Source organism: Photorhabdus heterorhabditis (genome assembly GCF_001280945.1).
In the GTDB taxonomy this organism is placed as follows: Bacteria; Pseudomonadota; Gammaproteobacteria; order Enterobacterales; family Enterobacteriaceae; genus Photorhabdus; species Photorhabdus heterorhabditis.
On the sequence record NZ_LJCS01000039.1, the window covers coordinates 1 to 22,786 of the forward strand.

The 22,786-nt window shown below is 40.4% G+C and carries 20 protein-coding genes; 11 read left to right on the plus strand and 9 right to left on the minus strand.

Annotation, left to right across the window (positions count from 1 at the left end):
• Positions 1-988 precede the first annotated feature (988 nt).
• On the plus strand, positions 989-1,561 hold the full coding sequence (locus AM629_RS13670; RefSeq protein ID WP_054479846.1) for a nuclear transport factor 2 family protein: 573 nt from the start codon (positions 989-991) through the stop codon (positions 1,559-1,561).
• A 297-nt stretch (positions 1,562-1,858) separates the two neighbouring features.
• Here the strand turns inward: AM629_RS13670 and ttcA are convergent, their stop codons facing one another.
• The 3 genes from ttcA to AM629_RS13685 all read right to left on the minus strand — a co-directional run bounded on the left by ttcA (position 1,859) and on the right by AM629_RS13685 (position 6,198).
• Entirely contained in the window at positions 1,859-2,755 is an 897-nt protein-coding gene (ttcA, locus tag AM629_RS13675) for a tRNA 2-thiocytidine(32) synthetase TtcA (RefSeq protein WP_054479847.1), read from the minus strand.
• An 821-nt stretch (positions 2,756-3,576) separates the two neighbouring features.
• Positions 3,577-4,560: a zinc transporter ZntB gene (gene zntB / locus AM629_RS13680; protein WP_054479848.1), complete on the minus strand. Its 984-nt coding sequence runs from the start codon at positions 4,558-4,560 to the stop codon at positions 3,577-3,579.
• A 15-nt stretch (positions 4,561-4,575) separates the two neighbouring features.
• Positions 4,576-6,198: a peptide ABC transporter substrate-binding protein gene (locus tag AM629_RS13685; protein ID WP_054479849.1), complete on the minus strand. Its 1,623-nt coding sequence runs from the start codon at positions 6,196-6,198 to the stop codon at positions 4,576-4,578.
• Positions 6,199-6,374: 176 nt separating this feature from the next.
• On the opposite strand from AM629_RS13685, the gene tpx reads away from it, so the two are divergent.
• Positions 6,375-6,878, plus strand: coding sequence for a thiol peroxidase (tpx, locus tag AM629_RS13690; RefSeq protein ID WP_054479850.1), 504 nt, complete (start codon positions 6,375-6,377; stop codon positions 6,876-6,878).
• Between the two features lie 41 nt (positions 6,879-6,919).
• Here the strand turns inward: tpx and tyrR are convergent, their stop codons facing one another.
• From tyrR to pspA, 6 genes are all read right to left on the minus strand, one after another.
• The gene (gene tyrR, locus AM629_RS13695; RefSeq protein ID WP_054479851.1) at positions 6,920-8,503 is read right to left on the minus strand and encodes a transcriptional regulator TyrR; all 1,584 of its coding nucleotides are present in this window, start codon (positions 8,501-8,503) and stop codon (positions 6,920-6,922) included.
• A 370-nt stretch (positions 8,504-8,873) separates the two neighbouring features.
• Complete coding sequence (locus AM629_RS13700; RefSeq protein ID WP_054479852.1) at positions 8,874-9,938, minus strand: YcjF family protein; 1,065 nt, start codon at positions 9,936-9,938, stop codon at positions 8,874-8,876.
• A complete protein-coding gene (locus AM629_RS13705) occupies positions 9,935-11,332 on the minus strand; it encodes a YcjX family GTP-binding protein (RefSeq protein WP_054479853.1) in 1,398 nt (465 codons plus the stop codon). Before AM629_RS13705 ends, AM629_RS13700 begins: the two co-directional genes overlap by 4 nt.
• A gap of 104 nt (positions 11,333-11,436) precedes the next feature.
• Positions 11,437-11,790, minus strand: coding sequence for an envelope stress response membrane protein PspC (gene pspC / locus AM629_RS13710; protein ID WP_054479854.1), 354 nt, complete (start codon positions 11,788-11,790; stop codon positions 11,437-11,439).
• Positions 11,777-12,004 (minus strand): envelope stress response membrane protein PspB, encoded by a 228-nt coding sequence (pspB, locus tag AM629_RS13715; RefSeq protein ID WP_054479855.1) that lies wholly within the window; start codon positions 12,002-12,004, stop codon positions 11,777-11,779. Before pspB ends, pspC begins: the two co-directional genes overlap by 14 nt.
• Positions 12,005-12,039: 35 nt before the next feature.
• Positions 12,040-12,711, minus strand: coding sequence for a phage shock protein PspA (pspA, locus tag AM629_RS13720; protein WP_054479856.1), 672 nt, complete (start codon positions 12,709-12,711; stop codon positions 12,040-12,042).
• A 184-nt stretch (positions 12,712-12,895) separates the two neighbouring features.
• Here pspA and pspF point away from each other — a divergent pair, with 184 nt between their 5' ends.
• From pspF to gstA, 9 genes are all read left to right on the plus strand, one after another.
• Positions 12,896-13,900, plus strand: coding sequence for a phage shock protein operon transcriptional activator (gene pspF / locus AM629_RS13725; protein WP_054479857.1), 1,005 nt, complete (start codon positions 12,896-12,898; stop codon positions 13,898-13,900).
• Positions 13,901-14,158: 258 nt separating this feature from the next.
• The gene (gene sapA / locus AM629_RS13730) at positions 14,159-15,823 is read left to right on the plus strand and encodes an ABC transporter substrate-binding protein SapA (RefSeq protein ID WP_054479858.1); all 1,665 of its coding nucleotides are present in this window, start codon (positions 14,159-14,161) and stop codon (positions 15,821-15,823) included.
• Positions 15,820-16,785 (plus strand): putrescine export ABC transporter permease SapB, encoded by a 966-nt coding sequence (sapB, locus tag AM629_RS13735; RefSeq protein ID WP_054479859.1) that lies wholly within the window; start codon positions 15,820-15,822, stop codon positions 16,783-16,785. The genes sapA and sapB overlap by 4 nt, the downstream gene beginning before the upstream one ends.
• Positions 16,772-17,662: a putrescine export ABC transporter permease SapC gene (gene sapC, locus AM629_RS13740; protein ID WP_054479860.1), complete on the plus strand. Its 891-nt coding sequence runs from the start codon at positions 16,772-16,774 to the stop codon at positions 17,660-17,662. The genes sapB and sapC overlap by 14 nt, the downstream gene beginning before the upstream one ends.
• Complete coding sequence (gene sapD / locus AM629_RS13745) at positions 17,663-18,655, plus strand: putrescine export ABC transporter ATP-binding protein SapD (protein WP_054479861.1); 993 nt, start codon at positions 17,663-17,665, stop codon at positions 18,653-18,655.
• The gene (gene sapF / locus AM629_RS13750) at positions 18,655-19,464 is read left to right on the plus strand and encodes a putrescine export ABC transporter ATP-binding protein SapF (RefSeq protein WP_054479862.1); all 810 of its coding nucleotides are present in this window, start codon (positions 18,655-18,657) and stop codon (positions 19,462-19,464) included. Before sapD ends, sapF begins: the two co-directional genes overlap by 1 nt.
• A 188-nt stretch (positions 19,465-19,652) precedes the next feature.
• On the plus strand, positions 19,653-20,450 hold the full coding sequence (gene fabI / locus AM629_RS13755; RefSeq protein ID WP_054479863.1) for an enoyl-ACP reductase FabI: 798 nt from the start codon (positions 19,653-19,655) through the stop codon (positions 20,448-20,450).
• A gap of 414 nt (positions 20,451-20,864) precedes the next feature.
• Positions 20,865-21,623 (plus strand): hypothetical protein, encoded by a 759-nt coding sequence (locus tag AM629_RS13760; RefSeq protein WP_054479864.1) that lies wholly within the window; start codon positions 20,865-20,867, stop codon positions 21,621-21,623.
• Between the two features lie 513 nt (positions 21,624-22,136).
• A complete protein-coding gene (gene gstA, locus AM629_RS13765; protein WP_054479865.1) occupies positions 22,137-22,742 on the plus strand; it encodes a glutathione transferase GstA in 606 nt (201 codons plus the stop codon).
• The last annotated feature ends 44 nt before the right edge of the window (positions 22,743-22,786 follow it).

A 22,786-nucleotide genomic window follows, 5' to 3' on the forward strand; every position in this document is an offset into this window, starting at 1 on the left:
TTAAAATAAATTCGCAAATAAAAATAATATTAAAAAAATGATTTTTTGTGTTGTCATATTTTTCTTCTCACGCGATATGAGTTGACGTCCAGAGTGGCAAGGCAAAGTTCATTCCATACTCAGAATATTATGGATTTTATGAATATTGTCATTTTAAAAAATCATCATAAGCAAACCAAATATAATTTTTTTCTACATGTTGAAAAAAAATCTTTAGTAAATACCATAATTTTAATATTCGGATAACTTCAAAGGTATCACCAGAAACAATTCAAGTTCATATTTGTCAATTATTCTTTTTTGGTTTTCTTCAGTAATTTGCAAGAAAAAATTTTGATAAAATTCATCTCACCATTTACCTTCATCCTTTTTATTTTCTCTCCAAGTAAGATTATTAAAATGATCCTTCAGAATGTGGCAAACTTCTGACGATGCATGATTTAGTTTAGAAATGTAATTATCAAGTTTATTATTTAAGAGGCTCTTTTTAGAAAGCAAGTCAAAAAGTAAATCAAACGCGAACTCATCACCAAACAGATTACCAAAGTAAACACCCTTCATTGAATCAATTGTTTTACCTAGCTTTAGCAACATTCGTCACTATTTATCAATCACTAATCTCTTCTATCACAATAGATTCTAAACACTCCTTTTGGAACGAAAAAAATTTGATGTGAAAACGGCCAATCCGAGCGGTTGATTTTTTATGGTTATAATTACATTGAGTGACTATTTACAGGCTTTTCTATTAGGCGTAGTATCGGGGCCACCTGATAACTTTCTATACGATAGTTATCAGGTATGTGAGTCAGTTTAGTCACTTACTCTTTATTAAATTGTGTTGTTTTTGGTGGTTCTTCTCTATCTAGTCAAAGTCAAGTAAGCCGATGAACAATCATTTTTAATTTATCTCATGAAGGAGCCCAGCAATAAATACTTAAATCTTTACAAAACAATCCTTTAGTTCCTTTAACAAAGGGGAAAGACCATGAAAAGTCACAAGAGGTTATCGTTATTCACGCTTTTACTGTTTACTACCAGTCCAGTAGCATTTGCGGTACAGAACAATTGGCCCGGCACGAAAGTCGATCAACCAACACCTAAAATCCAAGGGATGCCCAAAGCTCTGGCAAGAAATTTGGCTAACTTTGACGATCTTGATTTCCGTGTCTATACACACCAAAGATGGTGGGATCTACATAAGAGCCATGCCATGGACATTATTGTTCACTACCCTGATGGTCATACTAGTCAGGGTATTCGAAAGCATATTGACGATCTGAAGTATATGTGGACATTTGCTCCTGATAACCGAATCACAGAACATCCGGTACGGTTTGGTACTGCTGATGCGGAATGGACCGCTGTAACAGGATTTACTGATGGAACATTTACGAAACCCATGGTTCTCCCGGATGGTAAGGTTATTCAACCTACAGGTAAGGCGTATCACCTCCCCATGGCGACACTCGGACACTGGAACAAAAAAGGGGTTATGGATGAAGAGTATCTGTTCTGGGACGATTCTGTGCTTATGAAGCAGATAGGTGTGAGTGAGTGATTCAACAATTTTGTACGGACTTGCTTAAGAGCAAGTCCGTATCCGTAAATGTTATATGTTTAGGTCTTTCCCAATGGCAGCTAAGAGCATGATAACTTGTATACTTGTTGTCTTTCAAATTGTCTCTTTGTTGGCTGCGCTCACTCACCCCGGTCACAGAGTTCGCTATGCTCCCGGGGATTCGCTCCCTTGCCGTCACGATGCATCTTGAAATCCATAGGGTATATACACAATTCCTTACAAAACCGGTTAGTCAGAAAAAAGAGGTGATCTGACAATCAGTAGATACATAAAAATTCACATATCAATACTAATATCAATAAACATTGATTCATCAATGTTAGTCGACGATATTACTGCTTCGTTAAATGCGTATTCTTCTCTTTCACCTTCACGATACAGCGGCAAATTGACAAAGTCGAAAAGCGCTTTATCTGCTAATTGACTTGGGCTAACATTTTGAATAGATTTGAAAATACTCTCCACCCTGCCTGGTGTTTTCTTATCCCAATCTACCAACATAGCTTTAATCGCCTGCCGCTGTAGGTTTTCTTGAGAACCACATAGATTACAAGGAATAATTGGAAACTCTTTATATTCCGCATAATTAACAAGGTCTTTCTCTCGACAATATGTTAGTGGCCTTATGACTACGTTACGTCCATCATCAGATCGTAACTTTGGCGGCATAGCTTTCATACGTGAGCCGTGGAACATATTAAGAAATAGAGTTTCAACAATGTCGTCTAAATGATGTCCAAGTGCAACTTTTGTTGCCCCAATTTTTTCAGCAAAAGAATAAAGTGTTCCACGGCGAAGCCTTGAACATAACCCACAGGTGGTTTTACCTTCCGGTATCTTCTCTTTAACAACTGAATATGTGTCTTTGTCTACGATATAATATGGAATATCCAGACTCTCAAAATATTGAGGTAAAATGTGTTCAGGAAAACCAGGTTGCTTCTGATCAAGGTTCACTGCAACTACTTTAAATTCTATTGGTGCAGCCTTTTGCAGATTCAATAGGATATCTAACATTGCAAATGAATCTTTACCACCACTGATACATGCCATCACAATATCATTTTCTTCAATCATATTGTAATCAATAATAGCATTGCCAACATTCCGCCTTAAGCGTTTCTGAAGCTTATTGAATTCCAGTGTCTCTTTTCTCGTATCTTTCTGATTCATCGCGACTTCTCACATTGTCGATTGTATCGACTATGGATTTCCTATATAGATTTTTGCAGGGAGTGGATTATACGGATTTTTCCTTTTGTTTGAAACATATCTGTAGGTGACGACTCCCCGCCCAATCGAGTACTTACGACTATTTTCACTAAAGGCGAACGACTACAGCCAGCTATTTATATGGCAAGTTAATCGTCACAAAAAAGTAACAGGTTATTTAACACGGAATAATTGGATTCACAGTTATCGTCTCTGATTGGGTACAGAGGAAATCTCTCGTAGCGAAACCCACGTGTCGTATGAGCGTACCAACAAGATCCGCCAACAGGGATTAGCTGATACGCCAGGGCATAGCAGTTATCAACGGTGCTTACTATCGACCTCCTCTTAATTGGTCCGACAAACTCGGTCTGTCATCGTTTCCGTACTAACTCTGCCTCAATCCGAATGAACAATGATTTTTTCCGTATAAGTACCACTTTAGACATATTTAAGAGCAGTAATTTATTTTTCACCTTAATTTTCATTTATTAGTTTCTTATTCTAATTAAGATAATAATGAAAAATAAAAAAAGCCGATATTAGAAAATAATATCGGCACAGGAATGGGCAATTATTCTATACCCGTTATCTTTCAAGTTGCCTCTTTGTTGGCTGCACTCACTCACCCCGGTCACAGAGTTATCTATACTCCCGGGGATTCGCTCCCTTGCCGTCGCGATGCATCTTGAAATCTATTGGGTATATATCTCAAATTAAAGGCCAGTTTTAGCAAAGCTTTAGTAATTATGTTTTATTTCTTTAATATAACCCTTTGACCGTCATAGCCATTTACTTCGCCTTAACCACCACGCAACAAATAAAATCAATCCCAATAGCAATAAACAAAACACACTGAAACCCAAATAATATTCATTACCAGGAATACCGCCAAGATTGACACCAAATAACCCAGTCAGGAATGTTGTTGGTAAAAAAATCATAGCAAGTAATGACATAGTATAGGTACGACGATTCATGGCATCTGCCATCATCGAGGTAATTTCATCAGAAATAACTGCCGTTCGGGCAATGCTACCGTCCAAATCATCCAGTTCTCTCCCCAAACGGTCAGAAATTTCTTGCATCCGGCGACGATCTTCATCACTCATCCAGGGAAATCTTTCACTAGCAAGACGTGAAAACACATCTCTTTGGGGCGCCATATAACGACGCAGAATAATCAGTTGCTTACGTAGCAACGCTAATTCTCCCCGCCCCGGCATCTGTTGATCCAAAATCGTATTCTCAAGCTCAATAAGATTGTCATGCAGATCTTCAATAAAGTTACCAACCTCATCGGTTATAGTATCAACCATTTCTACCAACCAGTGCCCGGTCGCTTTCGCACCTATACCATTTTGCAAATCACTTAACACCTGTCCAAGTGAATGAACTTCACGATGACAGCTGGAAACAATGATTTTATCATTGATATAAATACGGAACGTTACCAATTGCTCAGGACGTTCACTTTCATTGTTATTAATTGTTCGGAGAGTGATCATCGTACCGTCACCGGTACGGATCATTTTCGGCCTCAAACTTTCCCCTGCCAACCCCGTTTTGATAGGTTCTGGTAACAAATCCGTATCCATAATCCAACGATAACTCCTGAAATTATGGTAATCCAAATGTTGCCAGAAAGGTTGAGCTGGTGTGGCGGGTACATTGATATTAATCGGTGTAATACCACCATCTCCATCAAATTGGCAGGTATAGACGGCATCAGCATCTTTCAATGATGAACCGTAAATCGTTTCCACATCCAGCTCCTTACTTTAATGCTTAATAATGTACATAGTATGACTATATGCCACATCTTCCGGATTGGTGATTGGGTATCCTTTTAGCCAAGGCTTTATCAACCTGCCATTAGTGTACTGATAAATCGGCGCAATGGGTGCCTGTTCAGCAATCATCTGCTCCGCTTTGTTATAGTCATCGTTTCTCAGAATATCATCTGTTTGCACACTGGCTAATTGTAGAAGTTTGTCATAGTTAACCTGATGGAATTTAGCAATATTGCCACTATGTGTTGAAGTCAGCAAACTTAGAAATGTGGATGGTTCGTTGTAATCGCCAACCCAAGATGCTCGAATAACATCAAAATTACCAGTATTACGGCTATCAATATATGTTTTCCATTCCTGATTAACCAGACTTACCTGCACACCCAGTTTTTTCTTCCACATTGAGGCAACAGCAATAGCAATCTTTTGATGATTCTCCGAGCTATTATAGAGTAGAGAAAGTTTCAACGGATTATTAGGACCATAACCCGCAATCTGTAACAAAGCTCTTGCTTGCTGATCCAGTTCCGCTTGGGTGCGTTGTTCCATATCACTGATTGTAGGATGGAAACCGGCTGTCACATCTGGCGTAAAATGCCAAGCTGGTTTCTCTCCTGTCCCCAATACTTTTTCCGCAATGATCTTACGATCGATCGTCATAGAAAGCGCTTTACGCACTCTGACATCATTAGTTGGTGCGTGTTGTGTGTTAAAAGCGTAATAATAGGTCCCCAATTGATCAGGCGTATATACCTGCCCCGGTAATTCATGTTGCAGCTTTTTGTACATGTTTTTAGGGAAGGATTCGGTGATATCCAGATCATCAGCCAGATAACGCTTAGTCGCATGTGATTCTTGATTAATCGGCACAAATGTGACTTCGGTCAAAACCGTTTTTTTATGATCCCAATAATAAGGATTTGATATCAGAACGATTTTCTCATTAACAACTCGATCATGTAATTTGAAAGCGCCATTCCCTACCAAATTGCCAACTTTTATCCAATCTTTTCCATATTTTTCTACTGTGTTCTTATTTACTGGATAGAGACTAAAATTCGCCGTCAAATTAGGGAAATAAGGAACAGGTCGGTTCAGCGTAACCTGTAATATATGTTTATCAATGGCCTTAACACCCAGTTTTTCTGGTGGTAATTTACCATCAATAATCTCTTGTGCATTTTCAATACCTGCCAATGCCGTAAACCAGGCAAAAGAAGAAATGTTAGCCGGAGTGACCAACCTCTGCCAACTATAAACAAAATCTGTAGCAGTAACCGGCTCCCCATTTGACCAGCGGGCATCAGAACGCAATGTAAAAAACCAGATTTTGTTATCCGCTGTTTTCCATTTTGTCGCTACTCCGGGGATTGCGTTGCCATACGCATCTTGATTTACCAGCCCTTCAAACAAATCACGCAGAATTTGCGCTTCTGTCAGGCCCACAGCATTAATCGGATCTAAAGATGCTGGCTCGTCCTTAAGGTGACGCACAAGTTCTTGTCTATCATTTAACTGAGTGCCAGGAGGAACTTCCGCAGCAAAAGCAGAAACAGTGAGAAAAGAGCCACTAATAAGTAATGTATATGCAGTCAGACTAAAATAGCGCATAAGGTAATATACCTTGTATATATAGATAAAAAAATATTCCAGTGCTTAATTATAAACCATTGTCAAAATGGCACAATCAGACAATTTTACGTCACAGGAGCTATTTTGATGGGAAAAAGCCGAATATTCTTCTACACTGGGACGCTATGGTTTCTTTATCAGAGGAAGAAAAGACTATGACACAAACAGTAAAATTTCAGGGCAATGATATTTCCGTCAATGGCCAATTCCCAAAATCAGGGGAAAAAGCGAAAGATTTTACTCTAACAGCCAAAGATCTTTCCGATATTTCCCTCAGCCACTATGCCGGAAAACGTAAGGTACTGAATATCTTCCCAAGCATTGATACCGGTGTTTGTGCTGCATCAGTACGTAAATTTAATCAGGTAGCGAATGACCTGGAGAACACCGTTGTCCTATGCATTTCTGCCGACCTGCCTTTTGCACAGTCTCGTTTCTGCGGTGCGGAAGGGTTATCAAATGTTGTCACTCTTTCTACTCTGCGTGGCGATACTTTCAGTGAAGATTATGGAGTGGCTATCAGCGACAGCCCTCTGAAAGGTCTTACAGCTCGTGCGGTAATTGTACTTGATGAAAGCGATAAAGTGATTTATAGCCAATTAGTTGATGAGATCACTAATGAGCCAGATTACGACAGCGTGCTAGCTGCTCTGAAATAAATCCAACAATTGCATAATGCCCACTAAAGTGGGCATTATTTTCACTCCTCATCATCCGAATCATACCCGGAGGAGTGCTTCCTGCTACTCAAGCCGTATTCTCTCAATTTATTAGCAATCGCGGTATGCGATACACCAAGACGTTTAGCCAATTTACGGGTACTTGGATAGTGGCGATAAAGACGGGTCAACACTGAGCGTTCAAAACGTTTACTGATTTCATCCAAAGAGCCATCGAACACGTCCTCACTAAAAGAAATCTCAGTTTCAAATTCTGGCAGTAGTATATCCCGCGGCTTCAACTCCATACCTTCAAGCTGAGTCAACGCCCGATAAATGGCATTTTGTAACTGCCTTACGTTACCGGGCCAACTGTAGCCTGTCAGGAAGTGAGCAATCTCAGGAGATAGTTTAGGTTTCGGTATCCCTTGTTCTTCAGAAAAACGATCAATAAAATATTCAACCAGCGGCATAATATCCGCCTTACGCTCGCGTAGCGGCGGGAGCGTAATAGCCAGCACATTAAGGCGATAATAGAGGTCTTCACGAAATTCCCCCCGTTGTACTAATTCAACCAGATTTTTCTGTGTAGCACAGATAACCCTGACACTTACTTTGACTTCGTTTTCTTCCCCGACTCTACGGAAAGTACCATCGTTAAGAAAACGTAACAGCTTGATTTGCATCTGTGGTGACATTTCACCAATTTCATCCAATAAAACGGTTCCACCATTAGCCTGCTCGAAAAATCCCTTTTTCCCTTCAATGGCATTAGGGTAAGCACCCGCCGCATAGCCAAACAACTCACTTTCCACCACATCATCCGGCATAGATGCACAATTCAACCCTAAAAATGGTTGCTTTCCACGCAAACTGTGCAAGTGGCAAGCTTTTGCGAAAACATCTTTACCCGTTCCTGTCTCACCAATCAGCAACAGCGGCGCATCCAATATCGCCATTTTCCGAGCCTGCTCAACAACCTGAATCATTTTCGGGCTAACAGCGATAATTTCCTCAAATTCACTGCTATCATTGACTGTCAGTTTTTTCAGTTGATGACCTATTCTGGCGGCAGATTTGAGCATAATCACGGTGCCCACACTCTGCATTTGCTGCTTTTCATCAGTCAGTTGAATTGGAATAATATCCATCAGGTAGTCCTGACCTTTAAGAGTTATCCTTTCTACACGCTGCTGGGCATTTTTATTTTCAAACCAGCGTGAAAAGCTATAACCGCTGATAAACTGGCTAATAGGTTTCTGATAAGCTTGTTCCTCACTAACGCCAAATAAATTAAACGCCGCAGAGTTAGCTAGCTCAATATTTCCTTTCAGATCAACTGAAAAAACAGGTTCAGGCAAAGATTCCAACAGTGCACACATTGCTTTATGCTCTCTTTCTGAAGGCATAAAAGAGACTGTACGAACATCAATAACACCATTAATGCGGCGAATTTCTGCCATCAATCTACGGAATGTATTGAAATCAACTTGTGAAAAATTAAGATAAATCCGGCCAGTTTGAGATATTTCTATCCCTTTTAAATCAATGTCCTGTAATACCAGCAGATCGAGCAATTCACGAGTCAACCCGATTCGATCATGGCAAATAACTTCTAAGCGCATCTGTTTTGACCTTATTTACATTACTATCTATAATTTTTTTTAATATTACTCTACACTATTATTCATATGAAGCATTCTGTCAGTAAAAATTGACCAGCCCCCGGTTTTTTTAATGTAGTAAATTGAAACCTTCACTAAAATAAATAAATTCTAAGATTGACTATAAGACAGATGAATAAAATAACGTAAAATGTCGTCGTTATCTGGATATTTTGTGCTTTATTCAAAATTAAAGTATATATACCCAATAGATTTCAAGTTGCAGTGCGGCGGCAAGAGAACGCATCCCCAGGAGCATAGATAACTATGTGACTGGGGTAAGTGAACGCAGCCAACAAAGCAGCAGCTTGAAAGATGAAGGGTATATCACTTAATCAACTACATTCTTAGATTTATTTGGAATGATATTCTTAAGTTGAGTGATTAACTGACGACGAAAATCTCCTAATTTTGGTTTATCTCCTTCCATCCAAGGCAATGGCCGACATAACTCCATTGCTTTAATGCCAAGCCGAGCTGTCAGTAAACCTACACCAATACCTTGTGCTACTCTGGCAGAAAGACGCGCAGCGATATCCTGTGATAACCAATCCATACCAACTTCTCGCACCATTTCTGATACACCAGAAAAAACGATATTAATCAAAACAAGACGAAAAAGCCGGATACGACTGAAATATCCCAATTCAATACCATACAAGGCAGCAATACGGTTAATCAGCCGGATATTACGCCAAGCAATAAATGCCATATCAATAATTGCCAGCGGGCTGACTGCTATCATTAATGCTGACTCCGCAGCATAGCGACTAATCTCAGCTCTTGCCTGAGAATCCAGAACAGGCTGAACCAATTTACCGTACAACACCACCACTTCACGATCGTTATGTGTATCATGCAAAGCAGCCTGCCAGCGCTGTAATGCAGGATGATGCGGATCAATACCTGCCTGACTTGCCAATTTCTCACAAAATTCGCGGCCTTTACCTACGCCATGATTTTGCAATAGTTCTCTCGCTGTATCGCGTTCTTCAGCTCGCATCCTTAGCCGGTACAGGCGACGCCATTCACTGATAATAGAACCCATACCAGCAAATACGATCATTCCTCCTGCCGCTGTTGCACCTAATGCGATCCAATCCTGTTGCTGCCATGACTGATAGACCCACTGTACAGACTGTGCAACAACACTCACTGCCAGTAAAATCAGGGCGGTATGTACCATTTTACGCCAGAAACTGCGCTTGGGTTTCAGTGCTGTATTGACTATTCCTTCTACCTGACCTTCACGTTCCTCAGCCTCAAGCTCTGGTGAAACAGGAGAGAAGTTTTCTCTATTTTTTCCATCAAAGACCTGAGCTGGTTTTAAAACTGGCTCTGATGACACCTGCAAGGGATCTTCGAAATCAATTCTTGGCCGCAGAGAATCCGTCATTTCACTTTATCCCCCAATAAAAATTCCAGCACGGTATCCAACCGAACATGAGGTAATGGTGTATCAGCATTCACCTGACGAGGAAGAAATTCTTCGAAACAGAAACCCTGTTTTTGCCAGAAATCATCCCTTGGTAAACACCGGGGCACCTCACCCGGGAAAAATGTCAGCAGTTTACCATCTACTAGCCGGTGTCCTTTCAGAGCCGGCACTTTTTCACCATGATGTTCAATTATTCCATTCTCGGTCGCCTGCACCGATGCCAGACCAACACAATCCATACTAATGCCTTCAAAAGCAGCATTTTGTCTGGCTTCCTGAACCAACTGTTGTAGTAAGGAAACCAGATTGGCGTGCTGATCCGAGGTAATATGATCAGCTTTGCTGGCAGCAAACATTAACCTGTCAATACAAGGGGAAAACAGGCGACGGAAGAGTGTTCGTTTACCATAATGAAAACTTTGCATTAATTGTGTCAGCGCCAAACGCATATCATTAAAGGCTTGCGGCCCACCGTTTAGTGGCTGTAAACAATCTACCAACACAATCTGCCGATCAAAACGCAAAAAATGCTCTTTATAAAATCCTTTCACTACCGACTGACAATAATATTCAAAACGCTTACGCAACATACCAATATTCGTGTGTGGATCTGCCTGAGCAAACTGTGATTCAACAATAGAATCGATATCCGGCCACGGAAAAAATTGTAAAGCTGGAGCGCCCATCATTTCACCCGGTAAAACAAATCGCCCCGGCTGAATAAAATGCAAACCTTGCTCTTTGCATTTAATCAGATATTCCGTATATGCCTGAGCAATAGCAGCCAATAGATTCTCATCTACTGGTGCCAATGGATCACACTGTTTGCAAAGTGCCAACCAAGATTTTGCCCATTCAGCTCTTTGCCCCTGTAATAAGTTATTCATCTGGCGTGACCATGCCAGATAACTTTGAGCCAACATGGGTAAATCCAGTAGCCATTCACCAGGATAATCCACAATTTCCAGATATAACGTGGAAGTTTCTTTAAAATGACGCAGAAAAGCGTCGTTAGAACGATAGCGAAGTGCCAGACGGATTTCACTGACACCCCGTGTAGGTGTCGGCCAAGAGGGAGGTGTGCCGTAAAGCGCGGTCAATCCTTCATCATAAGTAAAACGAGTAACGCCTAAATCGCGCTGAGGAACCCGTTTCACCCCCTGCAAACGGCCATCACGCACAGCAGAAAACAGCGGCAACCGAGCACCGCTGCAAGCATGAAGTAATTGATTAACCAAAGATGTGATAAAAGCTGTTTTACCACTGCGGCTTAACCCTGTAACCGCTAACCGTAAATGACGATCCATTCCACGGTTAACAAGCGCCGTTAATTCATTATGCAACCGTTTCATGTCTCTCCTATGGTAAATATCACGATAATTTTATTGTACCAGCCTGACAGATAACGATTTTTCATTCTGATCTTCAATAGCCAGGCAACACACAATCCTTACTGTTAAAGCTGGCTGAAACGACTGCGAATGCTGAATGTTTCTGAGGTAACATAACGTTCCATTTGTTGTAGACGAAGTTCACCCGTTTTCAACTGATAATCCACTTCATTCAACAGCTTTTGTACTGAAGGACCAGCCTCTTCGATATAATCCATCGGGATTGGGTCCAATACAAAAGCGAGTATGATATAAGCAATAACGACTAAACCAAACAAGCCCAAAAACAACGACAATACAGCCATTACTCTAATTAAACCTACCGGTACGCCAAAATAATGGGCTAACCCAGCGCAAACACCTTTGATCCTGCCCTTTTCAGGTATTCTATACAATTTCCGGCGGTTATAATTTGCCATATTGCCTCCAGTCAGGGTGTTCCGCATCCAGAATATCTTCCAGTGTTTTGATTCGTGCCTGCATATGTTGTACACGTTCTGCCAGAAGCTGAATTTCATGTTGATCTAATCGACTTTGGTCTGAATTCCGGCTGCTGTAATGCAACCACAGCCAGATGGGTAAGACAAAAAGCACGAAGATCATCAATGGAATGCCAAGAAATATAAAACCCATTACTATTCCTTAATGGTTAGTTGAGTACACTATAATTAATGTTGTTCTTTAGCATTTATTTTAGCCTTCATTGCTGCCAATTGCGCATTGATTTCATCATCTGCTTTTAATTCAGCAAATTGCTGTTCTAAAGATTTTTGTTTCCCCATACCCACAGTTTCGGCTTCAGCTTCCATATGATCGATACGACGTTCAAATTGCTCGAAGCGAGCCATCGCCTCATCAATTTTACCACTGTCTAACTGACGGCGGACCTGCCGGGAAGATGCAGCTGCCTGATGGCGCAGAGCCAACGCCTGTTGTCTGGCACGAGTTTCACTGAGTTTGTTTTCAAGCTCGACAACTTCCCCTTTCATACGCTCAAGTGTTTCTTCCAGTATGGTCAGTTCATGTTTCAATGTGTCCAGTAAAGCAGAGACTTTCTGTTTTTCTATCAATGCTGCCCGTGCTAAATCTTCTCTATCTTTACTTAACGCTAACTCAGCTTTTTCTTGCCAATCACGTATCTGCTGTTCACCTGCCTCAATACGACGAGCCAACTGTTTTTTCTCGGCCAAGGTGCGGGCAGAGGTTGAGCGAATTTCAACTAAAGTGTCTTCCATTTCCTGAATCATCAAACGAATCATTTTCTGTGGATCTTCTGCTTTGTCCAGTAATGAAGAGATGTTGGCATTCACGATATCGGCAAAACGAGAGAAAATACCCATAATAAATTATCCTCTTTAACTAAGATTTTAAGATTTGTTGATATTGTGAATGTTATGTATCAAGAGTCATGCCAACTTTTTTATTCTCTTTATTTACATGAAATATAAAGCGATTTTTTCTCTTTGACTTTTTATCATAACAAAATATAGTAGTCATATTGACCAACTATTGGCTTAAACAACCATGGGTGAGACCACAGAAAATCTGTTAGGTGAAGCAAACAGTTTTATTGAAATTCTGGAGCAAGTATCTGCTCTAGCAAAATTAAGTAAACCGGTACTGGTTATTGGTGAACGCGGAACAGGTAAAGAGTTGATTGCCCGCCGTCTGCATTACCTCTCCCCTCGTTGGCAAGGACCCTTTATCTCCCTAAACTGTGCTGCTTTGAACGAGAATTTATTGGACTCAGAACTATTTGGTCATGAAGCTGGCGCATTTACCGGCGCACAAAAAAGGCATCAAGGAAGATTTGAGCGTGCTGATAGGGGAACCTTGTTTCTTGATGAGCTAGCAACCGCGCCGATGCAAGTTCAGGAAAAACTGCTGCGCGTCATTGAATATGGCTATCTTGAACGCGTTGGTGGCAGTCAATCATTACAAGTCGATACTCGATTAATATGCGCAACCAATGCTGATCTGCCAACAATGGCAACACAAGGTAGGTTTCGCGCTGATTTACTTGATAGGCTCGCTTTTGATGTAGTTCAGATCCCCCCATTGCGGCAAAGACAACAAGACATCATGTTGTTGGCACAACATTTCGCTATTCAAATGTGCCGCGAACTTAATTTACCCTTATTCACCGGTTTCACTGCACAAGCAAAACAGCAGCTACAGAATTACAACTGGCCTGGTAATATCCGTGAACTGAAAAATGTTGTGGAACGTTCTGTTTATCGTCACGGCGAAAATCCCGATCAGCTTGATAATATCATTATTAACCCATTCGTTTCTGCGCAACACCCTTCAGTTTACGCTGGTGATCATAACAATTCATCTTCACTGCCTCTGCCTTCCCTACCGGTTAATCTGAAACAATGGCAACATAACAGCGAACGACAATTGATAGAGTTATCCTTAAAAGAAAGCAAGTTTAATCAGAGAAAAGCATCAGAAAAACTGGGACTGACCTATTATCAGTTACGAGGCTTAATCAAGAAACACAATATCAACGCAAGTGATAAATAGCCCGAATAACAAATAAAAAAAAGCCAGCAATCGAGCTGGCTAAAAAACACTGGAAGCAATGTGAGCAATGTCGTGCCTTTCCTGGAATAACAAAAATTGTTACCCGGAAGTGCGACACAGATGATAATGGTTATCAATACGTTTTGTAAAGCACTTTATTGAGAATTTTTCTCATTAATCGTCATCGCAGCGTTTTTCTTGGCTCAATCGCTAATTGAGATACAATGTGTCAATTCTAATTAATAACAGATGCCTTATATGCGCAATTTGATTTATTGGATCATATTAGTCCTCTCAACTCCAGCTATTGCAACAACAATGGCTACGCCTGAAAAAAAGCCTCGCGTTCCGGCTGATATCCGGCAGCAAGGGTTTGTTTATTGCGTTAATGGCAACCTAAATACCTTTAACCCACAACTGACCAGTAGCGGTTTGACGGTCGATACCTTGGCCGCACAACTCTATGAGCGTCTACTGGACGTTGATCCTTATACTTACCGTCTACTCCCTGAATTAGCCGCCCGTTGGGAAATTCTTGATAATGGCGCTACCTACCGCTTTCATTTGCGCCATAATGTCTCTTTTCAGTCAACAGACTGGTTTACCCCAACCCGTAAAATGAATGCTGACGACGTTATCTTCAGCTTTAAGCGTCTGTTTGATAAACAACACTATTACCATTACGTCAATGGGGGAAATTACCCCTATTTTGATAGTCTCCAGCTTGCTGATTCCATTCAAAGTATCCGTAAGATTAATGAATATACGGTGGAGTTTCGCCTGAATGAACCAGATGCCTCTTTTCTTTGGCACTTGGCAACCCATTACGCCCCGGTACTTTCACAAGAATATGGGCAGCGATTACATGAAATGAACCACCATGAACAAATTGACTGGAAACCTGTCGGCACTGGTCCGTTTATGCTAGAAGACCACCAGACCAGACAATTTATTCGCTTAATTCGCCATGATAACTACTGGAAAGGCAAACCACAGATGCAGCAAATAGTGATTGATGTCGGTGCTGGCGGTACAGGTCGAATGTCTAAACTTTTGACTGGTGAATGTGACGTTTTAGCTTATCCCGCTGCCAGTCAACTCAAAGTCTTACGAGACGATCCCCGCCTGCGTCTGACTTTACGTCCAGGAATGAATATTGCCTATCTTGCCTTTAATACCAATAAGCCCCCTCTTGACCAATTACAAGTTCGACAAGCTATTGCCTACGCAATTAATAACCAACGGCTGATGCAATCGATTTATTATGGAACGGCAGAAACAGCGGCATCAATTTTACCTCGAGCGTCATGGGCTTATGATAATCAAGCTGAAATTACGGAATACAATCCGGAAAAATCTCGTAAAATGCTTAATGATCTTGGACTGAATGGAATGAAACTAAGCTTATGGGTGCCTACTGCTTCTCAGTCTTATAATCCAAGCCCACTAAAAATGGCAGAACTGATTCAAGCTGATTTAGCACAAGTTGGTATTACAATGAGCATCAAGCCCGTTGAGGGCCGCTTTCAGGAAACCAAACTGATGGATAAATCTCACGATATGACACTGTCAGGCTGGTCTACTGACAGTAATGACCCAGACAGTTTTTTCCGGCCATTGTTAAGCTGTGCTGCTATCGCCTCACAGACGAATTTCAGCCATTGGTGTAACCCAATATTTGATAAGATTTTGCAGCAAGCTTTGATTAACCAGCAATTATTATCCCGGATTAAGTATTATCATGATGCTCAAAAAATTCTTGAACAACAATTGCCTGTCTTACCATTAGCTTATTCCCTACGTTTACAGGCTTACCGCTATGATATTAAGGGGCTAATACTTAGCCCATTTGGTAATACCTCTTTCGCGGGTGTTTACCGGGAAAAACAAACCGATAATATTGCTCAAAAGGACGGCAAATGATTATTTACACTCTGCGCCGTTTGCTGTTACTGATTATTACACTATTTTTCCTATCGCTAATTAGCTTTAGCCTCAGTTATTTTACCCCCAATGCACCGCTCAGCGGAGCATCCCTGTTTGATGCTTATACATTCTATTTCCATAGCTTATTACTATGGGATTTTGGTGTATCCAGCATCAATGGTGAACTCATCAACGAACAACTATGGGAAGTCTTCCCTGCCACAATGGAACTCTGTGTTCTGGCTTTCTCTGCCGCTTTACTGGCTGGCATTCCACTAGGCATTATCGCTGGCGTATGGCGTAACAAAACAGCCGATACCGTCATCATCTCCATTGCCTTAATCGGATTTTCTATCCCAATTTTTTGGCTGGCGCTATTATTAACCCTGTTTTTTTCTCTTTATCTTGGCTGGCTACCGGTTTCCGGGCGCTTTGATTTGCTATATCAGATTAATCCTGCGACAGGTTTCTCATTAATTGATGCCTGGTTATCAAAATCACCCTATCGCAATGAGATAATTATTAATGCCATTCAACATCTAATCTTGCCAGTTATTACCCTCGCGGTCGCCCCAACAACTGAAGTTATCCGGCTAATGAGAAACAGCACCGAAGAGGTTTTTAGTGAAAACTATATTAAAGCTGCCACAATCCGTGGCTTATCAAGGCTAACTATTATCCGCCGTCATGTACTGCATAATGCATTACCTCCCATCATTCCGAAATTGGGATTACAATTTTCTACCATGCTGACATTGGCCATGATGACAGAACTGGTATTTAACTGGCCAGGACTTGGTCACTGGCTAGTCAGTGCAATTCGTCAACAAGATTATTCCGCCATTTCTGCGGGGGTCATGGTTGTTGGTACACTCGTTATTTCTGTCAATGTGTTGTCTGATATTATTGGCGCAATAATGACCCCTCTGAAACATAAGGAATGGTATGCCCTTAGATGATTTTTATCGTGAAAAGAAAATGCCGTCGCCGATAAAGGTCATCTGGCGTTTTTTCTATTCTGATACACTGGCAATGACGGGTTTTTATGGGGTACTTATTCTCATTGCCTTAAGTCTACTTGGTAGTTATCTAGCTCCCTATCAGCTTGATCAACAATTTCTTGGTCATCAGCTACTACCACCTTCATGGTCACATCACGGTAATATCGCATTCTTTTTAGGTACCGATGATCTTGGGCGCGACATTCTCAGCCGATTATTGATAGGTACTGCATCCACATTCGGTTCAGCACTGTTAGTAACTGTGGCAGCCGCTTTATGTGGCCTAATCATCGGTTGTTTAGCAGGTATGACACGAGGATTGAAATCCGCCGTACTCAATCATATCCTTGACACGTTACTTTCTATCCCATCGTTATTACTAGCAATTATTGTTGTCGCTTTTGTTGGTGCCAGCTTACAACATGCAATAATCGCTATTTGGCTGGCACTATTACCGCGTATAGTGCGCACTGTTTACAGTGCGGTGCATGATGAATTGGATAAAGAATATGTCATTGCAGCACGTCTGGATGGCGCATCTAATTACCATATTCTATGGTATGCCGTATTACCGAACATTACCGCAGTATTGGTTAACGAGCTAACACGTGCCCTTTCTATTGCCATACTTGATATCGCTTCACTCGGTTTTCTCGATCTTGGTGCTCAACTGCCTTCACCTGAATGGGGGGCTATGTTAGGAGATTCACTGGAGCTCATCTATGTTGCTCCCTGGACCGTTATGCTGCCCGGCGCTGCCATAATGATGAGTGTATTGTTAATAAACTTGCTAGGTGATGGATTACACCGTGCAATTAATTCGGGGGCGGAATAAATGCCATTACTTGATATTCGCAACCTCACGATTGAATTTATGACTGCCAAAGGGCCAGTTAAAGCCGTTGATCGCGTCAGTATTTCACTGATAGAAGGTGAAATACGTGGCTTGGTTGGCGAATCAGGCTCCGGCAAGAGCCTGATTGCCAAAGCGATAAGCGGGGTCACTAAAGACAATCTCAAAGTGACCGCTGACCGCTTCCGCTTCAATGATATTGATCTGCTTCGCCTGACTCCAAGACAACGTCGAAAAGTTATCGGTCACAATATTTCAATGATTTTTCAGGAACCACAATCTTGCCTTGACCCTTCTGAAAATATTGGTCAACAACTTATTCAGGCAATCCCTCGCTGGACTTATAAAGGCCGCTGGTGGCAATGTTTCAATTGGCGTAAACGTCGAGCGATTGAGCTACTCCATCGCGTGGGAATTAAAGATCATAAAGATATTATGAGTAGTTTCCCTTACGAATTAACCGAAGGGGAATGCCAGAAGGTAATGATTGCTATTGCATTAGCTAACCAACCACGTCTACTGATTGCAGATGAACCAACTAATGCGATGGAACCGACCACTCAGGCTCAGATCTTTCGTCTGTTAGCCAGACTGAACCAGAACAATAACACCACCATTCTATTAATAAGCCATGATTTGCAAATAATGAGTAAACTGGTGGATCGCATTAATGTTTTATATTGTGGTCAAACGGTCGAAAGCGCCGCTCCCGATGAATTATTGGTGACACCACACCATCCCTATACACAAGCGTTGAGCCGCGCTATTCCTGATTTTGGTCGCTCTCTACCTCATAAAAGTAGGCTAAATACCTTGCCTGGCGCTATTCCCTCCCTTGAGCATCTGCCAATCGGCTGCCGTTTAGGTCCACGTTGCCCTTACGCACAAAAAACCTGTATTGAAACCCCGCGATTACGAGTAATTAAAAACCATGCTTTTGCCTGCCACTTCCCATTAAATTTGGAGGAGCAATAATGGTGAATACTCTGTTGGAAGTCAGAAACTTGGCTAAAACTTTCCGCTATCGTACCGGTTTCTTTCATCGCCAGCATCTTGATGCAGTGAAACCTGTCAGTTTTACTTTAAAGACAAAACAGACACTGGCGATTATTGGTGAAAATGGCTCAGGGAAATCCACACTGGCAAAAATGCTTTCAGGTGTCATGGAACCCACCTCCGGCGAAATTATCATCGAAGGTCATAAACTTGCTTATGGCGATTACAGTTATCGCAGTCAACGTATTCGCATGATATTTCAGGACCCAAGTACATCGTTAAACCCGCGTCAACGTATTGGACAAATCCTTGATATCCCTCTTCTACTCAATACAGAACTAAATACTACGGAGCGAGAAAAACGAATTAACCAAACATTGCGGCAAGTTGGCTTGTTACCGGACCACGCTAATTATTATCCACATATGTTAGCCTCAGGCCAGAAACAGCGGGTAGCACTAGCACGTGCATTGATCTTACAACCTCAGATTATTATCGCTGATGAAGCACTTGCATCACTCGATATGTCTATGCGTTCCCAAATAATTAATCTAATGTTGGAACTACAGGAGAAACAAGGCATCTCTTATCTCTATGTTACCCAGCACCTTGGAATGATGAAACATATCAGCGACCAAGTACTGGTAATGCATCAGGGAGAAGTCGTTGAGCGGGGAAATACAGCAGAAGTGCTGGCTGCTCCTCTACATGATATAACTCGACGTCTGATCGCCAGCCATTTTGGTGAACCACTCACTGCTGATACCTGGCGACATGATATGCTTTAAGATATGCTTTAAGATATACAAAACCTTAATCACTGCTCGGAGCAGCCTGCAAAATACAGCATATTTCTCTCTAGCGTGATAGAATCACTAGGTTTGTTAACAATAAAACGTCATATTGATATTGTTTTTGTGAGCAATTCTAATCCATTAATATCAATTAATGACGTTATCACACTAAGGATACTGTTATGGGCTTTATGACCGGTAAGCGCATTCTGATCACTGGCGTAGCCAGTAAACTCTCCATCGCTTATGGTATTGCAAAAACAATGCATGACCAAGGCGCTGAGTTGGCTTTCACTTATCAAAATGACAAGTTGAAACTTCGTGTAGAAGAATTCGCTGAATCCCTCAATTCTACTATTACTTTGCCTTGCGATGTGACTGAAGATGAAAGCATTGAAGCCCTGTTCACTGAGTTAGGCAAAGTCTGGCCAAAATTCGATGGTTTTGTTCACTCCATTGGATTTGCACCTGCTGATCAACTGGATGGTAATTATGTGGATACAATTACCCGCGAAGGCTTTCAAATCGCGCACGATATCAGTTCTTACAGTTTTGTTGCTCTGGCAAAGGCTTGCCGTGAAATGCTGAACCCAAATTCTGCTTTGCTGACACTCTCCTATCTAGGAGCAGAACGTTCAATCCCTAACTATAACGTCATGGGTCTGGCAAAAGCCTCCCTGGAAGCTAATGTTCGTTATATGGCTAACGCTATGGGTGTTGAAGGTATTCGTGTCAACGGTATTTCTGCTGGCCCTATCCGTACTTTAGCCGCTTCCGGCATCAAAGATTTTCGGAAGATGCTGGCTCACTGTGAATCCGTCAACCCAATTCGCCGCACTGTAACAACTGAAGATGTTGGTAACGCTGCGGCATTTCTGTGCTCAGATCTGTCCGGTGGTATTACCGGCGAAATTCTGCATGTTGACGGCGGCTTCAGCATTACAACAATGAATGAACTGGAATTGCAACAATCTAATTAATGATCAATCCAATTAATGATCATTGACTTTTAGTTTATAATGCCCGAAAAAACCACTTTTCGGGCATTATATTATGGATAAAAAACAAATTAATCACTTAATTAAATTGTCACTAACAGGTAAAAATTAATTTTAAATTAAAATATCAGAACCATTTAAGAGATTAATTAAACCCTTTGTAATTAAAGAGTTAAATGATATAGCATTATAATTATTTTACTGAAATAAAAAATATCATTCTGTTTCCTTGCACTAATTATCAATCTGTCCTTTAATATAGTTAAAGACTTAACTTTTATAAAATTAATATTTAAAAAATAAAATATTTTATCTTTATAATATTTTCGGCTCAAATATTATATTGCATATTCTTTACCTTTTAATAGTTTTTATTATTTTAGCAAGGTACATAAAATGAAAAATGATTTTTTAATTATATCCAATATGTTTAAATCGATTACTAATATAAAATTACCAAAATGTCTGAAAAATCATGACCCATTACAAGAGATTGAAACTTGTTGGTATGAATTTAGCAAATCATTATCTGGCTGGCCCTCAGCACTGGAAAACTATGAGCATGCATATAATTTTGATGAACAAGATATTGATAGGATTACTCGTAATATACATAAAGCAACGACTTATTTAGGATCACTTAGCTGCGGGTATTTAGGTCATGGTTATGTTACCAAGGTAAGCGATGCATTGAAAGAAATTGAATTAGATTTTGTCAAGGTGAATGATTTTATCTCAAAATTACCACAACTCTTTGAAATAACTAAAATTGACTTTGAGAGAATGAAAAGTTTCGCAGGAAAAACTCACATAAAAATCCAACAATTATTAAAGAACATTCCCAATGGGGAAGATAAAAAACAAATATATAAAATTTCTTCATTGATAGAGGAAATTACTTTAAATATATCGGATATTTCATTTAGTTTTGAAAATATAAATAATTCAGTCAATAGACTTAACGAACAAATTAAAACAATTAATAACATTTACAATAAATTAATTGAGAGCTTTCACAAAGAAAACAAAAGAGAAATATTCACAAGAGATTATAAACAATGCATGGTAATTTTCAGCGATTTTACAAACAAATTTAATTTATTTTTCTATGATCACAAATCATTCAGCAAAAATAACATATTAATTATTTTATAGCCAATATAAAATAAATATCTGAAATTATCAATAATCCCTATTATTCATTCAGTTCAATATAATTAGTTGCAAAATATGCAATATGGTACTAAATATTGGGTGGTTTTGGATAAATAATTCCATCCAAAATTACCCCTAAATTTCGCCATTTACGCAGTTAATTTTGCTAGAAACATTATAAAAATCCAGATGAATTATCATATATACCCAATAGATTTCAAGATGGATCGCGACGGCAAGGGAGCGAATCCCCGGGAGCATAGAGAACTATGTGACCGGGGTGAGTGAGTGCAGCCAACAAAGAGGCAACTTGAAAGATGACGGATATATAAGAAAAGAGGTAACAAGAAGCTGATAATGATATAATCAGCTAATCTTATATCGGTTTAATTATCAGTTTGATATAACATATTTTCATGTGTCGTGGTAATATATATTAGGGCTATGATAAATGCCCTACTGAGTTCCTTTGTTCTATTGTATCTGTTACCGGAAATTTTTAAGGAGCGACATATGAAACTTTATTACCAACCAGGAGCTTGTTCCCTATCTCCTCACATCATACTCCGTGAAGCAGGACTTGATTTCAGCATTATTAAAGTTGATCTGAAAACCAAAAAAACAGAGAATGGCGACGATTTCCTCGCAGTTAACCCTAAAGGCCAGGTGCCAACCCTCCTACTAGACAACAATGATATCCTTACAGAAGGATCTGTTATCGTTCAATATATTGCAGACCAGAAACCGGACAAGCAATTGATTGCACCTGCCGGAACCATGGAACGATATCATCAACTTGAATGGCTTAGCTATGTTTCCAGTGAAATCCATAAAGGATTTTCACCACTGTTTTTACCAGGAACACCAGAAAATTATTTCCCAATTGTTATTAATAACTTGCTGAGGAAATTTACTTATGTGGATGAAGTATTAGCAAAACAACCATATATTACCGGAAATCATTTTACTGTTGCTGATGCCTATTTATTTACTGTTAGTAATTGGGCACCTTTGGTTAAAGTGGATTTATCCAATCTGTTACATCTTAAAGCCTATCAGATAAGGATTGCAGAACGTCCAAATGTTCGTGATGCATTAAAAGCTGAAGGGTTAATTTGATTAACAGATAATACAAACCGTTCCACATGCAATACCCGTGGAAC